This window comes from Streptomyces sp. NBC_00377 (genome assembly GCF_036075115.1).
Classification (GTDB): domain Bacteria; phylum Actinomycetota; class Actinomycetes; order Streptomycetales; family Streptomycetaceae; genus Streptomyces.
In genome coordinates, this window is record NZ_CP107958.1 from 4124126 (window position 1) to 4141392 (window position 17267).

At 71.1% G+C, this 17267-nt stretch carries 15 protein-coding genes; 7 read left to right on the top strand and 8 right to left on the bottom strand.

Annotation, left to right across the window (positions count from 1 at the left end):
- Positions 1–42: 42 nt before the first annotated feature.
- Positions 43–1794, bottom strand: coding sequence for a hypothetical protein (locus OHS71_RS18540; RefSeq protein WP_328480487.1), 1752 nt, complete (start codon positions 1792–1794; stop codon positions 43–45).
- Positions 1795–2179: 385 nt separating this feature from the next.
- Positions 2180–3307 (bottom strand): alpha/beta hydrolase, encoded by a 1128-nt coding sequence (locus OHS71_RS18545; RefSeq protein ID WP_328480488.1) that lies wholly within the window; start codon positions 3305–3307, stop codon positions 2180–2182.
- Positions 3308–3542: 235 nt separating this feature from the next.
- Between OHS71_RS18545 and OHS71_RS18550 the strand changes: the two genes are divergently transcribed.
- The 6 genes from OHS71_RS18550 to OHS71_RS18575 all read left to right on the top strand — a co-directional run bounded on the left by OHS71_RS18550 (position 3543) and on the right by OHS71_RS18575 (position 8740).
- Entirely contained in the window at positions 3543–5354 is a 1812-nt protein-coding gene (locus OHS71_RS18550) for a phosphatidylglycerol lysyltransferase domain-containing protein (protein WP_328480489.1), read from the top strand.
- Between the two features lie 138 nt (positions 5355–5492).
- Positions 5493–6410, top strand: a complete 918-nt coding sequence (gene folP, locus OHS71_RS18555; RefSeq protein ID WP_328480490.1) for a dihydropteroate synthase — start codon at positions 5493–5495, stop codon at positions 6408–6410.
- Positions 6407–6937 (top strand): nuclear transport factor 2 family protein, encoded by a 531-nt coding sequence (locus OHS71_RS18560; RefSeq protein ID WP_328480491.1) that lies wholly within the window; start codon positions 6407–6409, stop codon positions 6935–6937. The genes folP and OHS71_RS18560 overlap by 4 nt, the downstream gene beginning before the upstream one ends.
- A 278-nt stretch (positions 6938–7215) precedes the next feature.
- A complete protein-coding gene (gene folB / locus OHS71_RS18565) occupies positions 7216–7575 on the top strand; it encodes a dihydroneopterin aldolase (protein WP_328480492.1) in 360 nt (119 codons plus the stop codon).
- On the top strand, positions 7572–8183 hold the full coding sequence (folK, locus tag OHS71_RS18570; protein WP_328480493.1) for a 2-amino-4-hydroxy-6-hydroxymethyldihydropteridine diphosphokinase: 612 nt from the start codon (positions 7572–7574) through the stop codon (positions 8181–8183). Before folB ends, folK begins: the two co-directional genes overlap by 4 nt.
- 71 nt (positions 8184–8254) lie before the next feature.
- Positions 8255–8740, top strand: a complete 486-nt coding sequence (locus OHS71_RS18575) for a DUF3180 domain-containing protein (protein ID WP_328480494.1) — start codon at positions 8255–8257, stop codon at positions 8738–8740.
- A 61-nt stretch (positions 8741–8801) separates the two neighbouring features.
- On the opposite strand, the gene folE is transcribed toward OHS71_RS18575, so the two are convergent.
- From folE to dacB, 6 genes are all read right to left on the bottom strand, one after another.
- The gene (gene folE / locus OHS71_RS18580; RefSeq protein ID WP_328480495.1) at positions 8802–9407 is read right to left on the bottom strand and encodes a GTP cyclohydrolase I FolE; all 606 of its coding nucleotides are present in this window, start codon (positions 9405–9407) and stop codon (positions 8802–8804) included.
- A gap of 153 nt (positions 9408–9560) precedes the next feature.
- Entirely contained in the window at positions 9561–11600 is a 2040-nt protein-coding gene (gene ftsH, locus OHS71_RS18585; protein WP_328480496.1) for an ATP-dependent zinc metalloprotease FtsH, read from the bottom strand.
- 185 nt (positions 11601–11785) lie between these two features.
- Positions 11786–12346 (bottom strand): hypoxanthine phosphoribosyltransferase, encoded by a 561-nt coding sequence (gene hpt / locus OHS71_RS18590; protein WP_328480497.1) that lies wholly within the window; start codon positions 12344–12346, stop codon positions 11786–11788.
- Between the two features lie 72 nt (positions 12347–12418).
- Positions 12419–13450: a tRNA lysidine(34) synthetase TilS gene (tilS, locus tag OHS71_RS18595; protein ID WP_328480498.1), complete on the bottom strand. Its 1032-nt coding sequence runs from the start codon at positions 13448–13450 to the stop codon at positions 12419–12421.
- A 192-nt stretch (positions 13451–13642) separates the two neighbouring features.
- Positions 13643–14776 carry a zinc-dependent metalloprotease gene (locus OHS71_RS18600; RefSeq protein ID WP_328480499.1) on the bottom strand — a complete coding sequence of 378 codons (1134 nt, stop codon included), beginning with the start codon at positions 14774–14776 and terminating at the stop codon, positions 13643–13645.
- A 140-nt stretch (positions 14777–14916) separates the two neighbouring features.
- Complete coding sequence (gene dacB / locus OHS71_RS18605) at positions 14917–16551, bottom strand: D-alanyl-D-alanine carboxypeptidase/D-alanyl-D-alanine endopeptidase (RefSeq protein WP_328484557.1); 1635 nt, start codon at positions 16549–16551, stop codon at positions 14917–14919.
- A gap of 124 nt (positions 16552–16675) precedes the next feature.
- On the opposite strand from dacB, the gene OHS71_RS18610 reads away from it, so the two are divergent.
- A complete protein-coding gene (locus tag OHS71_RS18610) occupies positions 16676–17167 on the top strand; it encodes an inorganic diphosphatase (RefSeq protein WP_007452023.1) in 492 nt (163 codons plus the stop codon).
- Positions 17168–17267 lie beyond the last annotated feature (100 nt).

Consider the following 17267-nt stretch of genomic DNA (forward strand, 5'->3'; position numbering starts at 1 on the left):
CCGCTCCCGCCGACCGGGTGGGAGGGGGGCGCCGGCACCACGTCAGGAGACGGCGCTGCGCAGTCCCTGGAGGTCGATCTGCTCCGTCTCGTCGTGGGCGGTCAGGTCGATCACCTGGCCTACGCCGCGCGCCGCCTCGTCCACCGGCTTGAACTCCGCCTCGGACTCGGCCTTGTGCAGGGCGAGCGCCTCCTGACCGACGACGTCGGCGAGGTCCTCGTTCTGCACGGCCTCCAGGGCGTGGGGCATCGACTCGCCCTTGGTGCCGAAGAAGTCGAACCCTCCCTCGGCCGTCGGACGGCGTACCGGCTGCGCGGCGGGTACGACGGCCACGGCGGTCGGCACGGCGAAGTGACCGGCGGAGCGGCGCTGCACGACGGCGGCGGGACGGGGAACGAGCGCACCGGCCCCGGAGGCATCCGGGTCGAGGGTGGAGACGGGGGCCGGGGCGAGGATGGAGGCGGGGGCGGTCACGGACGTGCCGGCGGGCACGAAGCCGTCCGCGGGCGCGGAGTGGTGCACGGGCGCGGAGTGGTGCGCGAGTGCGGAGTCGTCGGCGAGCCCGGGGGCTGCGACGGGCGCCGTGAAGTCCGGGGCCGGGGTGGGCCGGACAGTCTCCACGTCACCCCCGTGGTCGCTCATCGCGGACGCGTCGTTCACGTCCTCGACCGTGTGAGCGTCCTCGCTCGTGTGAGCGTCGCCGTCCGTGTGAGCGTCCGCCTCCGCGCGCGCGTCCACGTCGTCCGTCTCCGTGGCGGCCGGGGTCTCGTCCCGCTGGATCCGGCCCTCCGGGAGAGCGTCCGCCTGGGCGGCCTTGTGGGGGGCGGTCGCGCGCGTGTGCTCGTCGACCGCCTCGGGCTTCCCCTGCGCCTCGTCCTCCTGCGCGGCCTCCGACTCGCCGCCGACGACGGGGGCGCCGACGTCCGCGGATGCGGCCCGCGCGGACTCCTCCTCGGCATGACCCTCGGTCCTCGTGACCTCGACGGCGTCGGAGTCGAGCCGGTCCAGGGCCTCCTGGGCCCGCAGGAACAGCTTGGACCCCTCGGGGGAGAAGACCGTGGAAGCCTTCGCACCCTCCTCGTCGGCCTCAGCGGACTCGTCGACCGGCTCGGCCGCCTCAGCGGAGTCGCCGGACGCACGCGCCCCGCCCTCCTGCCCTTCGCCCTCGACGTCGCCCTCGGCCTCGACGGCGTCCGTACCCTCGACGCCCTCGGCGTCCCGCGCGTCGGCCGCGTCCGCGTCCTGCGCGTCGACCGCATCCTGCGGATCGACCTCGGCGACCGCGACGGTCGCCTCCGCGTCCTGCGCCGTGCGTGCGGCGGGCAGCTCGGGCGCGGGAGCCGCCTCTATCTCGAGCAGACGGCGGCCCTCGAGGGCGCTGGCGCGCTCGGTCTCCGCCGTGGCGTAGCGGCGCAGCAGCGCGGCATGTTCGTTGCGCAGGCCCGCGAGTTCGGCGCGCTTGGAGCGCAGGCGCTGCTCCAGCTTGACCCGCAGCTCACGCGATTCGTCGAGGTCGCTCTCCAGCTCGGCGACCCGTTCCTCGTAGCGCCACTCGTCACTGGCACGCGAGCGTGCCAGGTCGGCGACCTGTTTGCCGGCCTGCGAGTCCCAGCGGCGCATCACGACCGCGCCGATGATCGCCGTCGCCGCGGCGGCCGCGGCCAGAACCCGGAGCGTCGTCCGCTCCGTGAACACCCAGGGGCCGAGGGCGCAGACAAGGGAGACGCCTGCGATTGCCGACGGAGGCAGCAGCCTGTGCAAAGGCGGGGAATGGCGGTGACGTCCACGTGGCATGGCCAGAAACTTACCGCGCGTAGGCGAATGTTGGCGCCCCGCCCCGCAAAAACACGGCCATACCGAAGTCTTCACAGGGCATCGGGAAACAACGCGGTCACGGAATTCCACGAGAAGCAAGATCATTTCCCGTCGGGGGCGCCCTGCCGGGCCCCTCACCGCCCTTCACAGACCCCCGCGGACCCGCGTCACCCTGCACCGCCCCGGCCGCCGGCGACCGCCCCCGGAAACCACCTGCCCGCCCCTTCCATGCCCACCGCCGCCCTGGACTCCCACCCGCGCCGCCTTCGGCGCCCCTGCCTCACCCCGCCCCCCGGCCCTCACCCGTCGCCCCGCTCGCACTCCCCGCCCTCGCCCCGACACCCCGATGCCCGACCGGGCTCGCTCAGCCTTCGCTCAACCGCCCACTGATCCACTGGAGTGCCGGCGGGATCTCCCGCCGCCAGGTGTTGAAGTTGTGCCCGCCGCTTTCCAGGATGATCGACGAGATCCTGGTCGTTCCCGTGGCCTTCGCCAGCTCTATGAACTTCTGTGTGGCCTTGTAGTTGGATTCACCGGCCTTGCTGGTGGTGACCAGCAGCGAGGTGTCGGGAGCGGAACGATTCTTCAGAAACCAGAGCAGATCCGACTCGTTGCGCAGGGCCGCGTTCCCGTGGAAGAGGTCGCCGGTGGTCGGATCGGTCGGCGCCTTGTAGTACGCCGACAGGCCCACCGCCGCCCCGTAGGCCTCCGGGTGGTGCATCGCCAGCTTCAGCGCGCAGTAGCCGCCCGTGGAGTCCCCGATGATGCCCCAGCTGCCGGGCTTCTTGCCCACCCTGTAGTGGGCCGACACGGCGGCCGGCAGGTCCTTGGCGAAGAACGACTCGGTCTGCGGGCCGCCCGGGATGTCCACGCACTCCGTGTCCCGCGGCGGCGCCACCGTCGGCCGCATCATCACGAGGATCATCGGCTGCATGCTCCCGTCCTTGGCGAGCTGCCGCGCGGTACGCGGATAGTGCAGTTTGTCCACCAGCGCCTCCGCCGTACCGGGGTAGCCCGTGAGGACGACGGTCGCGGGGAACGTACGCGTGCGGTACCGCGGATCGAAGTACTCGGGCGGCAGGTACACGTACGCCGGCGTGGCTATGTGCGTCGTACGTCCGTTGATGGCGACCTTCTGGATCTGTCCGCCGAACTGCGGGCGCCCGCTGCCGCCGCCGTCCACGCGCCGGGTGTCCATCACCCGCAGCGGCCCCGCCGGGGCGCCGCCCGCCGCGTGGTCGACGACCACGCCCTGGTCGGTCTCCCGGCCGAAGAGGTCCGCCCAACTGGCGTAGAAGCCGAACGCCTGGTTGGCGGTGAGCCCCACCGACACGAACAGCGCCAACTGGGTGGCCAGCAGCAGGAGGATCCGCCCGCCGACGGCCCGCCAGCCGTTGCGGGCGAGGCGCGGCCACAGCCACACCGTGCCGGCGAACAGCAGTAAGGCGAACAGCACGGACAGCAGCAGTATTTTGTCGCTCGTGAGACCCATGCGGTGGTTTCCTGCCTTCTCTCCGTCCGGGAGCACGCCCGCTCCCCCGACTCCTTCGCGAGGGCTTGTCCCGAACTTTCCTTGGCCTTTTCACTGGCTTTGAGGAGACGAGTGAACCTCTCACCTCAAGACACCGTCCTAGAGGGCGCAATGTCGCCGGATGCCCGGATCGGGCCCGGGTCCAAGGTCTCTCGCGGAACTACGGGATGCGATGTCTGTCACTCAAGATGGGGAAATGTCGGGCGGGGTTCCGCACCGATCAAGCCGGGTGCGGCAGATAGTGCGAGGTCCGCGCCCCGAGGCCGTTCCCGCCCTGGTCGCCCGGGCCTGTGCCCTCGTGGGCCTGCTCGACGTCGCCGGCGGCGTCTTCCCGCGCTTCAGGCACAGCCGTATGCACACCTTCGCCGAGGTGCTGCCCGGCTCGTTCGGGCCGTTCGCGGCGGCGCTGTCCCTCAGCGCCGGCGTCCTGTTGCTGCTGCTCGCCCACGGCCTCAAGCGCGGCAAGCGGCGCGCGTGGCGTGCGGCGGTGGTACTGCTCCCGGCGGGCGCGGTGGCCCAGTTCGTGTACCGGCACTCGATCGTGGGCGCGCTGATCTCGGTCGCGCTCCTGGTTCCGCTGCTGTTGCACCGTGACCAGTTCGCGGCACTGCCCGACCCGCGCAGCCGCTGGCGCGCGCTCGCCAACTTCGTCCTCATGGGCGCCGGTTCCCTCGGTCTCGGTCTGATCATCGTCAGCGTCCACCCGGGGCGCCTGATCGGCGACCCGAGCCTGGCCGATCGCATTACGCACGTCCTGTACGGCCTCTTCGGCTTCGAGGGGCCGGTCGACTACCAGGGCAACACGTCCTGGACCGTCGCCTTCTCCCTCGGCGCCCTCGGCTGGATCACCGCGGTCACCACGATCTACCTCGCCTTCCGTCCCGAGCACCCGGCCGCGCGTCTCACCGAGGACGACGAGGTGCGCCTGCGTGCCCTCCTCGAGAAGCACGGCCGCCGTGACTCCCTGGGCCACTTCGCGCTGCGCCGCGACAAGGCGGTGGTCTTCTCCCCCAGCGGCAAGGCGGCGGTGACCTACCGCGTCGTCTCCGGTGTGATGCTCGCCAGCGGTGACCCCATCGGCGACGTCGAGGCCTGGCCCGGCGCCATCGAACGCTTCATGGACGAGGCCAAGGCCCACTCCTGGACCCCCGCCGTCATGGGCTGCTCGGAGACGGGCGGCGAGGTCTGGACCCGGGAGACCGGCCTGGACGCTCTCGAACTGGGTGACGAGGCGGTGGTGGACGTCGCGGATTTCTCCCTGGCCGGCCGCGCGATGCGCAACGTGCGCCAAATGGTCAAGCGCATCGAACGCGCCGGTTACGAGACCCGGGTCCGGCGCGTGGGTGACCTCGGCGAGGCCGAACTGGAGCGCATCCGGCGGGCTTCGGAGGACTGGCGCGGCACCGACACCGAGCGCGGCTTCTCCATGGCGCTCGGCCGCATAGGCGACCCCGGCGACGGCGACTGCCTCATCGCCACCGCCCACAAGGCGGACGAGGTCCCCGGCGAGTACGGCGACCTGAAGGCGATCCTGCACTTCGTGCCCTGGGGCCCCGACGGCGCCTCCCTCGACCTGATGCGCCGCGACCGCTCGGCCGACCCGGGCATGAACGAACTCCTGATCGTGGCCGCTCTCCAGGCCGCCCCGAAGTTCGGCATCGCGCGCGTGTCGCTGAACTTCGCCATGTTCCGCTCGGCGCTGGCCCGCGGCGAGAAGATCGGCGCCGGCCCGGTGCTGCGCGCCTGGCGCGGACTGCTGGTCTTCCTCTCCCGCTGGTTCCAGATCGAGTCGCTGTACAAGTTCAACGCCAAGTTCCAGCCGCGCTGGGAGCCCCGCTTCGTCGTCTACCGGGCCTCCGGCGACCTCCCCCGCATCGGCTTCGCCGCCATGCAGGCCGAGGGCTTCGTCAATCTCGCCCTCCCCCTGCCGCGCTTCCTGCGCCGCCGCAAGACAGCGGCACGCGTGTGCGCGCACGCGGTGACGGAGCGGGACGTACGAGCGGCATAGCCGCGGCGATGCCGGTCCGGCGGGAAGCGGACGCACGCCGAGCGGACCCGTCCGGTCGGCGGCCCCGCCTCCTCCCGGCCGCCGGGTCTGCGCCCGGGGCGCCATGGCGCGCCTCCCTCCGGGGCCTACGCTGAACGCATGAGCAAGCAGAGCGGACGCGGGCGCGTCGTCGGTCTTCCGGAATGGGACCGCTGCGCGGTCATGGGAGTCGTCAACGTGACCCCCGACTCCTTCTCCGACGGCGGCCGCTTCTTCGACACGACGGCCGCCGTCAAGCACGGCCTCCAGTTGGTCGCCGAGGGCGCGGACCTCGTGGATGTCGGCGGCGAGTCCACCCGCCCCGGCGCCAGCCGGGTCGACGAGGCCGAGGAACTGCGCAGGGTCGTCCCCGTGGTCCGCGGTCTCGCCTCCGAGGGCGTCGTCGTCTCCGTGGACACGATGCGCGCCTCCGTCGCCGCCCGGGCCCTCGCGGCCGGCGCCGCCCTCGTCAACGACGTCAGCGGCGGCCTCGCCGACCCGGCGATGATCCCGGCCGTCGCGGACGCGGGCGCCCCCTTCGTCGTCATGCACTGGCGCGGCTTCCTGGAGGGCGGCAACGTCAGAGGCGTCTACGCCGACGTCGTCGCCGAGGTCCTCGAAGAACTGCACGCGCGCGTGGAAGCCGTCCTGGCGGGCGGCATCTCCCCCGACCGTGTCGTCGTCGACCCGGGGCTCGGCTTCTCCAAGGAGGGCGATCACGACCTCTCCCTGCTGGCCCACCTCGACCGGCTCCACGCCCTCGGTCACCCCCTGCTCGTCGCGGCGTCCCGCAAGCGGTTCCTGGGCCGTGTCCTGGCCGGCCCGCAGGGCGCGCCACCTCCCGCGCGTGAGCGCGACGCCGCCACCGCCGCCGTCTCCGCCCTCGCGGCGGAGGCCGGCGCCTGGGCGGTCCGCGTGCACGAGGTACGCGCCACTGCGGACGCGGTACGGGTCGCACGCGCCGTAGAGGGGGCGCGCGAGGAGAGCGAAGCGCCGCCCGGCGTGCGCGGCCCGAGCGGCACAGAGGGAACCCGGTGAGCGCCCCCCACACGGACGTCGAACAGGTCGAGGCCGCCAACACCGCCTTCTACGAGGCGCTGGAGCAGGGTGACTTCGACGGGGTGTCCTCGCTCTGGCTCACCCCGGCCGACCTGGGCGTCGACGAGACGTATCACGACCCGGCGGACGTCGGCGTGGTCTCCTGCGTGCACCCCGGGTGGCCCGTGCTCACCGGTCGCGGCGAGGTACTGCGGTCGTACGCGCTGATCATGGCGAACACCGACTACATCCAGTTCTTCCTCACCGACGTGCATGTCTCCGTCACCGGCGACACGGCGCTGGTGAACTGCACCGAGAACATCCTGAGCGGCGGCCCCGCGCCGGAGGACGGCGAGGAGCTCGGACCGCTCGTCGGCCAGCTGGTGGTCGCAACGAACGTGTTCCGTCGCACCTCCGACGGCTGGAAACTGTGGTCCCACCACGCCTCCCCGGTGCTGACGGAGAACGACGAGGCGGAGAGCGCGGACAATCCCGACGACTCCGAGAGCGACGACAACCCCTCCTGAGCGGGTAGGCGGACCGCAGGAAGGGAGAGAAAGCCCGGGATGACCCACAGGGACCAATAAGTGGTTGGAATCACGAACCCGTGGGTAGGGGCGGCTACCAGCCCGCGAGGCGCCGGGTTCCGCAAGGGAAACGCCCGGTGAAAAGTCATGGCTCCGAGCCGGGCCACCGCGTCCGGAGCCCGGCTCTGTCCGTGCTCGCGGGTAGATTCGTTCGAGGCCGGGGTGCCCCCGCATCCGGTACGCACCGGCCGAAACCGACGATTGCAGGAGTGATTCGCGTGGATCGTGTCGCGCTGCGCGGCCTGAAGGCCCGCGGGTACCACGGCGTGTTCCCCAAGGAACGCGAGGAGGGCCAGACCTTCATCGTGGACCTCGTCCTGGGCCTGGACACCCGGCCGGCCGCGGCCGACGACGACCTGGCGAAGACCGTGCACTACGGCATCGTGGCGGAGGAGGTCGTGGCCGTCGTCCAGGGCGACCCCGTCGACCTCATCGAGACGCTCGCCGAGCGCATCTCCCAGGCCTGTCTGAAGCACGAAGGGGTCCAGGAGGTCGAGGTCTGCGTCCACAAACCGGACGCGCCGATCACGGTCCCCTTCGACGACGTGACCGTCACCATCACCCGGAGCCGAGTATGACCGCGTTCTTCACCGGAGGTCAGAGCGACCCCACCGTTCAGCCGGTACCCGCCTCCGTCGTCGAGAAGGTCGACGCCGCCGACACCACGCTGCACAACCCCCAACGGGCCGTCATCTCCCTCGGCTCCAACCTCGGCAACCGCCTGGAGACCCTCCAGGGCGCCATCGACGCCCTGGAGGACACCCCGGGCGTCCGTATCAAGGCCGTCTCGCCGGTGTACGAGACGGAGCCGTGGGGCGTCGAGCCCGGCAGCCAGCCGTCGTACTTCAACGCGGTGGTCCTGCTGAAGACGACCCTTCCGCCGTCCTCCCTCCTGGAGCGGGCACACGCGGTCGAGGAGGCCTTCCACCGGGTACGGGACGAGCGCTGGGGCGCGCGCACACTCGACGTCGACATCGTCGCGTACGCCGATGTCGTCGACGACGACCCGCGGCTCACGCTCCCCCACCCCCGCGCCCACGAACGCGCCTTCGTCCTGGCTCCCTGGCACGACGTGGAGCCCGAGGCACAGCTGCCCGGCCGCGGTACGGTGGCCGGTCTGCTCGACATCCTCACCCGCGAGGGCGTCGCGGCCCGCAAGGACCTGGAACTCCACCTGCCCGAGTAGTCGTTAAGGTCGACGAGACCACTGCCCGGGGATGTCCATGCCCGCGGGCTCGGGGGAGTTGAAGGGACACCGTGAGAGAGCTGCGCATCAGGGTGCTGGCCGGCGTGTTCGGCGTGGCCGCGATCCTGTCCTGGGCAGGCGCCCGTCTGTGGAACGCGGTCGGGACCCTCCCGAGCGTCCCGCTGGCCGCGCCCATCGTCCTCGCTCTGATCGCCGTGGTCCTGACGGCCACCGCGCTCTCGCTGCGCGCCCGTCTCAAGGCCCAGCGCGAGCGCCGCCCCGAGGCGAAGGGCGTCGACCCCCTGATGGCGGCCCGGGCTGTCGTGTTCGGTCAGTCCAGCGCTCTGGTGGCCGCCCTGGTCTCCGGTATGTACGGCGGCACGGGCGTCTTCCTCCTGGAGTCCCTCGACATCCCCGCCCGCCGTGACCAGGCCATCTACGCCGGCTTCGCCGTCCTGGCGGGTATCGCGGTGATAGCGGCTGCCATCTTCCTGGAACGCGTGTGCAAGCTGCCCGAGGACGACGATCAGGACAAGGGAGCCGCGTCACCGGCGTGACGCCTCCCACCCGACGGGCGTCTCCCGCCCGACCGCGGACTCGCGTTGCGGCCGGCCCGCCTCAGCGAGCCATGATCAGGCTCATCGCCTCGTTGCGCGTCGCCGCGTCCCGCAGCTGTCCCCGCACCGCCGAGGTGATGGTCTTGGCACCGGGCTTGCGAATGCCCCGCATGGACATGCACATGTGCTCGCACTCGATGACGACGATCACCCCGCGCGGCTCCAGGATCTCCATCAGGGAGTCGGCGATCTGCGTGGTGAGACGTTCCTGCACCTGCGGGCGGCGTGCGTAGACGTCCACGAGGCGGGCCAGCTTGGACAGACCGGTGATCTTCCCGGACGTGGACGGGATGTAGCCGACGTGGGCGACCCCCCGGAACGGCACGAGATGGTGTTCACAGGTGCTGAACACCTCGATGTCCTTCACGAGCACCATCTCGTCGTGCCCGAGGTCGAAGGTCGTGGTCAGCACGTCCTCGGGCTGCTGCCACAGCCCGGCGAAGATCTCCCTGTACGCCCGCGCCACCCGCGCCGGAGTCTCCCTCAGGCCCTCGCGGTCCGGGTCCTCGCCGACCGCGATCAGCAACTCGCGTACGGCGTTCTCGGCGCGCTTCTCGTCGAACTCGCCGATGGAGCCCTCGCTGTCCAGCGTCACGGGGTCGGTCATCTGGTGCCTCGTTCCTGTGCGGGTCGCGCGTATGGGTCACGCGCCTCAGCTGCGGGCATGGACATGGGTCCAACGGAAAATGCCGCGCCCCCCAGGCTAGAACCTGGGGGGCGCGGCATCCATTCCGGGCCTGGTGAGGGCTCCGGGAACCGGTCAGCTCTCGGGGCGGTCCTCCGGGGCCGGCTCGGTCACCGGGGTGGGGTCCACCACGGTGGACTTCGCCGTCGAGATCGCCGGAGTCGCGCCGTTGGCGCCGTTCGTCAGTGCGAGCTCCCGGGGGGAGAGCACCGGCGGACGGGTGGACGGCGTGCGCCGCGAGGAGCCGGTCCAGGCGGGCCGGGGCGGGCGCTTGACGATCGGAGCGAAGACCTCGGCGATCTGCTCCTTGTTCAGCGTCTCCTTCTCGAGCAGCTGAAGCACCAGCTGGTCGAGGACGTCGCGGTTCTCGACCAGGATCTCCCAGGCCTCGTTGTGCGCCGTCTCGATGAGCTTCTTGACCTCTTCGTCGACCAGCGCGGCGACCTCTTCCGAGTAGTCGCGCGGGTGCGACATCTCCCGGCCCAGGAACGGCTCGGTGTTGTCGCCGCCGAACTTGATGGCGCCGAGACGCTCGGTCATGCCGTACTGCGTGACCATCGCACGGGCCGTCGCGGTGGCCTTCTCGATGTCGTTCGCAGCACCTGTCGTCGGGTCGTGGAAGACCAGTTCCTCGGCCGCGCGGCCACCCAGCATGTAGGCCAGCTGGTCGAGCATCTCGTTGCGCGTGGTCGAGTACTTGTCCTCGTCCGGCAGGACCATCGTGTAACCGAGGGCCCTTCCGCGCGACAGGATCGTGATCTTGTGGACCGGGTCGGAGTTCGGCGAGGCCGCCGCGACCAGGGCGTGGCCGCCCTCGTGGTACGCGGTGATCTTCTTTTCCTTGTCCGACATGATCCGGGTCCGCTTCTGCGGGCCCGCCACGACGCGGTCGATGGCCTCGTCCAGCGAGTGGTTGTCGATGAGCTTCTTGTCGCTGCGCGCCGTGAGGAGCGCCGCTTCGTTCAGCACGTTCGACAGGTCCGCGCCGGTGAAGCCGGGGGTGCGGCGGGCGACGGCCGACAGGTCGACGTCCGGGGCGACCGGCTTGCCCTTCTGGTGGACCTTGAGGATCTCCAGACGGCCCTGCATGTCCGGGCGGTCGACCGCGATCTGGCGGTCGAAGCGGCCGGGGCGCAGCAGCGCGGGGTCGAGGATGTCGGGGCGGTTCGTGGCGGCGATGAGGATCACGCCGCCCTTCACGTCGAAGCCGTCCATCTCGACGAGCAGCTGGTTCAGCGTCTGCTCGCGCTCGTCGTGACCACCGCCGAGGCCGGCGCCGCGGTGGCGGCCGACCGCGTCGATCTCGTCGACGAAGACGATCGCCGGGGCGTTCGCCTTGGCCTGCTCGAAGAGGTCACGGACCCGGGAGGCACCGACACCGACGAACATCTCGACGAAGTCGGAACCGGAGATCGAGTAGAAGGGGACGCCCGCCTCGCCGGCGACGGCGCGCGCGAGGAGCGTCTTGCCGGTGCCGGGCGGGCCGTACAGGAGTACGCCCTTGGGAATCTTGGCGCCCACGGCCTGGAACTTCGCCGGTTCCTGGAGGAACTCCTTGATCTCGTGGAGTTCCTCGACGGCCTCGTCCGAGCCCGCGACGTCGGCGAATGTCGTCTTCGGGGTGTCCTTGGTGATGAGCTTGGCCTTGGACTTCCCGAAGTTCATGACTCGGGAGCCGCCGCCCTGCATCTGGTTCATCAGGAACAGGAAGACGACCACGATGAGGACGAAGGGGAGCAGGGACAGCAGGATCCCGACGAAGGCGTTCTGCTTCGTCGGCGAAACTGTGTATCCGTCCGGGATCTGCTTGTCCTGGTACTTGGTCTGCAGCGTGTTGGCAATGGTCACGCCCTGGTCGCCGATATAGCTCGCCTGGATCTTCGAGCTGTCCTTGACCTTCTCGCCGTCCTTGAGCGTGACCTTGATGGTCTGCTCGTCACCGGTGGTGAGTTTGGCCGACTCGACCTTGTTGTCGTTGATCGCTGCAATGACCTGGCCGGTGTCCACCGTCTTGTAGCCGCCGGACGAGCCGACGACCTGCATCAACACGACCACGGCAAGGACGGCCAGCACGATCCACATGACCGGCCCACGGAAGTATCGCTTCACGTCCATCCATACGGAGCGGTGTCGCCCCGTCCCTCCTGCCATAGTGAGTTTGATAAGACAGTTCTTCTGACGGTACCCCAGCTTTGTCACGCAAAGCCGCACGGGACGACTGGCGCACCCGTCTGCATGCCTTAACGGCGTGAGGCCCGTCGGGGTTCCCGATCTTCGTACGGGGCTTGGGCCCTTCGGGTTCAGCCGCCGTAGACGTGGGGCGCGAGCGTACCGACGAACGGGAGGTTCCGGTACTTCTCGGCGTAGTCGAGGCCGTAGCCGACGACGAACTCGTTGGGGATGTCGAAGCCGACCCATTCGACGTCGATGGCGACCTTGGCGGCCTCGGGCTTGCGCAGCAGCGTGCACACCTTGAGGGTGGCGGGCTCGCGCGAGCCGAGGTTGGAGATCAGCCAGGACAGCGTCAGACCGGAGTCGATGATGTCCTCGACGATCAGGACGTGGCGGCCCTTGATGTCGGTGTCCAGGTCCTTGAGGATCCGCACGACACCGGAGGACTGGGTGCCCGCGCCGTAGGACGACACGGCCATCCAGTCCATGGTGACGGGGGTGGACAGGGATCGGGCGAGGTCGGCCATGACCATCACCGCGCCCTTGAGGACACCGACGATGAGCAGGTCCTTGCCCGCGTATTCCGCGTCGATCTTCGCGGCCAGCTCGGCCAGCTTCGCGTCGATCTCTTCCTTGGTGATGAGCACCTCTTTGAGGTCGGTGCCCATGTCTTTCGCGTCCACCCGCATCACTTTCGGTTGTCCCAGCGGCCACCGGGACCGCCCACGACCACGTAAGCGGTCCTGCCGGAGGGCCCGGATTCAGCCTTGCCGAATCACCAGTCTGCCACCCTGGCGCTGGGCGACGACTTTGCCGGGGAGATTGATGGCCCCCTGGCCGCGCCAGCCGGTGATCAGCCGGTCGACCTCCTCGATGTGCCGGGCGAAGAGAGAACCGGCCGGAGCGCCCGCCTCGATGGCGGCGCGGCGCAGGATCCGGCGGCGTACGGCGGGCGGCAGGGCATAGAGCTTGGCGCACTCCAGGAGACCGGCGGCGTCCCGTACGGAGGATTCGGCCTGCCCCGCCCAGGCGTCGAGCGCGTCGGCATCGTCACGGGAGAGCTGGGCCGTACGGGCGAGTGCCTCGACGACACCCTTGCCCAGCGCCTTCTCCAGGGCGGGCAGGCCCTCGTGGCGCAGCCGGGAGCGGGTGTACGCCGGGTCGGCGTTGTGCGGGTCGTCCCAGACGGGCAGGGACTGGACCATGCACGCCTTGCGGGCGGTCTGCCGGTCGAGCTGGAGGAAGGGGCGGCGGTAGCGGCGGGCGGCTCCCGGCCCTCCGGAGACGGCCGCCATGCCGGACAGGGAGCGGATGCCGGAGCCGCGGGCCAAGCCCAGCAGGACGGTTTCGGCCTGGTCGTCGCGGGTGTGGCCGAGCAGGACGGCGGCGGCGCCGTGGCGGACGGCGGCGGAGTCGAGGGCGGCGTAGCGGGCGTCACGGGCGGCGGCCTCGGGGCCGCCTTCGCGGCCGACGGTCACGGCGGTGGCCTCCACGGGGTCGAGGCCGAGTTCGCGCAGCCGCTGGACCACTTCCCCGGCGCGCTGGTCGGAGCCGGGTTGGAGCCCGTGGTCGACGGTGACGCCGCCGGCCCGGATGCCGAGCCGGGGCGCCTCGAAGGCGAGGGCGGAGGCGAGGGCCATGGAGTCGGCGCCGCCGGAGCACGCCACGAGCACGAGCGGCGAGGCCGGTCGCTCGTGCGGGTCTGCTTCGGGGGTGGGGTGGTCGTTGAGGATGTCGTGAAGTACGCGGCGGACCGCCAGGCGTATCGCCGCGACCGCAGGATGGGGACCCACTGTCCGGTTCCCTTCATGAAGTTGTCGGGGGTGATCCCGAGGTTCGGTCACTCAGAGTGTGTAGATGGTGACAGAACCGGGGCGTTCCCCGAGCATTGCACGCCTGCCCGGGGCTCACGGTCCCTCGGACGGGTGATTGAAGGGGCGTTCGCCTGCCGAAGGCCGGATCCGTTCACCGCCCTTCCGGCGGGTTCACGACTCGGCCTTGCGGTGCACCCGTGCGACCCAGTCCGCCGGCTTGGCGATCTCGGCCTTGGTCGGAAGTGTGTTCGGGGAGGTCCACACGCGGTTGAAGCCGTCCATGCCGACCTGGTCGACGACGCCCCGTACGAACCGCTCGCCGTCCCGGTACTGCTTGAGCTTGGCGTCCAGGCCCAGCAGCTTGCGCAGGGCGATGTCCAGACGGGAGGCGCCCTTGGCGCGGCGCTGCTGGAACTTCTCACGGATCTCGGCGACGGACGCCACGACTTCGGGGCCGACGCCGTCCATCACGAAGTCGGCGTGTCCCTCCAGGAGGGACATCACGGCGGTGAGGCGGGCGAGGATCTCCCGCTGGGCGGGCGTCTGCACGAGTTCGACCAGGGAACGGCCGCCGTCGTCCTCCTCGCCCTCGGGCCGGCCGCCGGACAGCGACTGGGCGGCTTCCCTGACCCGTTCCAGGAAGGTCATGGGGTCGACGTCGGTCTCGCCCAGGAACGACTGGATCTCGCCCTCCAGATGGTCCCGCAGCCAGGGCACGGCCGAGAACTGGGTGCGGTGGGTCTCCTCGTGCAGGCACACCCACAGCCGGAAGTCGTGGGGCTGGACGTCGAGTTCGCGTTCCACGTGGACGATGTTCGGCGCGACGAGCAGCAGCCGGCCGCCGCCGTCGGCCCCGGCGGGGAGCTCACGGGTGGCGGGGGCGAACGTCTCGTACTGGCCGAGAACCCGGGAGGACAGGAAGGACAGCAGCATGCCCAGCTCGACGCCGGTGACCTTGCCGCCGACGGCGCCGAGGACCGCGCCGCCCGGGGTGTTGCCGCGCCGTTCCCCCATTTTGGCGAGGAGGGGCTTGAGGATCTCCCGGAAGCCCGCCACGTTCGCCCGCACCCAGCCCGGGCGGTCGACGACGAGGATCGGGGTGTCGTGGGCGCCCTCGGTGCCCATACGAGTGAAGCCCCGGACGTGTCCCTCCGAGGCCTTGGCATGTCGGCGCAGTTCCGCGACGACGGCCCGGGCCTCGTCACGACTGACCTCGGGTCCCGGCCGTACGAGCCGCGTCGCGGTCGCCACCGCGAGATTCCAGTCGACCATCCCCGAAGAAGCAGCGCCACCGTTGCTCGTCATGCGTCAACCGTACGTGAGCGCCGCCGTCGAGGGCAGGCCGCGCGAGTCCGGTCAGGGAGATGTCAGGGTCGGGGCCGAGGGTGGGTCGGGGCCAGGAGTCGTCCCGGCGCCGGGGGCCCGGGGTGCCGGGGCCGTGCCCCTCAGCGGCAGCCGCACCCCGCCAGCGCCGTCGCCGCCCGGTCCAGCGCCGCCTGGGCCGCCGCCGGATCGGTCGTGCCGGAGGCCAGGAGGGCGAACGCGAGAAGACGGCCGTCCTGGTCGACGACCGTGCCGGCGAGGGTGTTCACGCCGCTGAGGGTGCCGGTCTTGGCGCGGACGACACCGGCCGCACCCTCGGTGTAGCGGCTGGTGAGGGTGCCGGTGAAGCCGGCGACGGGGAGGCCGGTGAGGACGGGGCGCAGGTCGGGTCGGGCGGCGTCACCGGCCTTGACCAGAAGGGCGGTCAGGAGGTCGGCGGTGAGCCGGTCCTGACGGTCGAGGCCGCTGCCGTCCTTGATGCGGACACCGGTCAGCGGCAGCCCGAGCTTCTTCAACTGCGCCTGGACGGCCTTGCCGCCGCCGGCGAAGTCCGCGCGGACACCGGTCGCGACGGCGGTCTGACGGGCGAGGGCCTCGGCGATGTCGTTGTCGCTGTTGGTCAGCATCCGTTCGACCAGGACGGACAGCGGGGGCGAGGAGACCGTGGCGAGGCTCTCCGCGCGCTTGGTGGCCTTGGAGGGGCCGGGGGACGAGGTCTTGACGCCCGCGTCCGCGAGGAACTCCGCGAACGTGCGGGTCGCGTCGGCCGCCGGGTCGCTCACGCGGGCCGTCGGACCGCTGACCGAGTCGTCGGTGCGGCCCTCGTCTGTGGACAGGGCGGTGACGGGCGCGAGGTTGGGGTTGGCCCCGATGGGGTGAACCCGGGTGCCGGCGTACAGCGTCGTGTCGTACGAGAGGGTCACCCGGGTGAGGCCGCGCTTCTTCAGCGCGGTGGCGGTCCGGCCGGCGAGGGTGCGCAGGTCGGCCCATCCCCCGGTCTCCGCGCGGGCGGTGAGGGTGGGGTCGCCGCCGCCGACGAGGACGACCTCCTTGGTGCCGGGTTCCAGCGCGGTCCGGGTGATGAGGCGGTGTTCGCCGCCCATCGCGGAGAGCGCGGCGACCGCGGTGGCGATCTTCGTGGTGGACGCCGGGGTGAGCGCCTCGTCGGCGCCGGCGCCGTACAGGCGCTTGCCGGTGGCCACGTCGACGACCACGGCGGTCCGCCGGGCGCCGAGGGCCGGATCGCCCAGGAGCGGGCCCAGGACGCCCGCGAGGCCCGTGCCGGTCGGGAGGGCGGCCGGGGCGGACTTCACGGTGTTGGCGGCGCCTCCCAGGCCCGTGAGGACGGATGCGGCGCTCGGCGCCGGGTGCGGCGCTCCGGCCGCGGCGCCAGACGTATCCGGCATATCTGTCGCACCGGACGAATCGTCCACACGGCCGTGATCTGTGCCACCCGCCCGTTCCAGTGCGGCGGCCCGGTCCCGCTCCGCCGTACGCTGACCGGAGGAGTCCCACGGGCCGGCGGCGGTCACCACCCCGGCGGCCAGTGCCAGCCCGGCGGTCGCCGCTCCCGCGGTGTACTGCCAGGACCTGGCGTTCGGACCGGCTTTCGTGATCCGCTCGAGCTGCGGCTTCGCCGCCTGTGTGAGCCGTGCGACCTGCGGCTTCGCGGCCGCCGTCACCCGTGCGAGACGAGGCCGTACGATCACTGCGGCCCGTGCCAGACGCGGTCGGACGGCGTCCGTGACCCGCACCACGTGCGGTCTCGCGGCCCGCCAAGGCCTCAGCTCTGGCACGATCACCAGCCCCTTTCGCGATCACACAGCGGCGTGAGGGACACTTAACCACCAGAACTATGTGCTGATCATGGAGGAGCCACCGGTGGAGTTCGACGTCACGATCGAGATCCCGAAGGGTTCGCGGAACAAGTACGAGGTGGACCACGAGACCGGTCGGATCCGCCTGGACCGTCGACTCTTCACCTCGACCGCCTACCCGACCGACTACGGCTTCGTCGAGAACACTCTCGGCGAGGACGGTGACCCGCTGGACGCGCTGGTCATCCTGGACGAGCCGACCTTCCCGGGCTGCCTCATCCGCTGCCGCGCGATCGGCATGTTCCGGATGACGGACGAGGCCGGCGGCGACGACAAGCTGCTGTGCGTCCCGTCGACCGACCCGCGCGTGGAGCACCTGCGGGACATCCACCACGTGTCGGAGTTCGACCGTCTGGAGATCCAGCACTTCTTCGAGGTCTACAAGGACCTGGAGCCCGGCAAGTCCGTCGAGGGCGCCGACTGGGTCGGCCGCACCGACGCCGAGGCCGAGATCGAGCGGTCCTACAAGCGCTTCAAGGACCAGGGCGGCCACTGAGGGCCGGCGCGGCGCCTGATGCCGTCGGAAGGGCCGCACGCATGCCCGTGCGGCCCTTCCGCGCGTGTGTGCGCATACTGAGGCCCACGGAAGGTGTCGT

Bases quoted from the DNA above. Each gene is read 5' to 3' on its own strand.
- OHS71_RS18545 (WP_328480488.1), bottom strand. From the start codon at position 3,307: ATGGGTCTCACGAGCGACAAAATACTGCTGCTGTCCGTGCTGTTCGCC.
- OHS71_RS18550 (WP_328480489.1), top strand. From the start codon at position 3,543: ATGTCGGGCGGGGTTCCGCACCGATCAAGCCGGGTGCGGCAGATAGTG.
- OHS71_RS18540 (WP_328480487.1), bottom strand. From the start codon at position 1,794: ATGCCACGTGGACGTCACCGCCATTCCCCGCCTTTGCACAGGCTGCTG.
- hpt (WP_328480497.1), bottom strand. From the start codon at position 12,346: ATGCGGGTGGACGCGAAAGACATGGGCACCGACCTCAAAGAGGTGCTC.
- ftsH (WP_328480496.1), bottom strand. From the start codon at position 11,600: ATGGACGTGAAGCGATACTTCCGTGGGCCGGTCATGTGGATCGTGCTG.
- OHS71_RS18600 (WP_328480499.1), bottom strand. From the start codon at position 14,776: ATGACGAGCAACGGTGGCGCTGCTTCTTCGGGGATGGTCGACTGGAAT.
- folP (WP_328480490.1), top strand. From the start codon at position 5,493: ATGAGCAAGCAGAGCGGACGCGGGCGCGTCGTCGGTCTTCCGGAATGG.
- folK (WP_328480493.1), top strand. From the start codon at position 7,572: ATGACCGCGTTCTTCACCGGAGGTCAGAGCGACCCCACCGTTCAGCCG.
- folE (WP_328480495.1), bottom strand. From the start codon at position 9,407: ATGACCGACCCCGTGACGCTGGACAGCGAGGGCTCCATCGGCGAGTTC.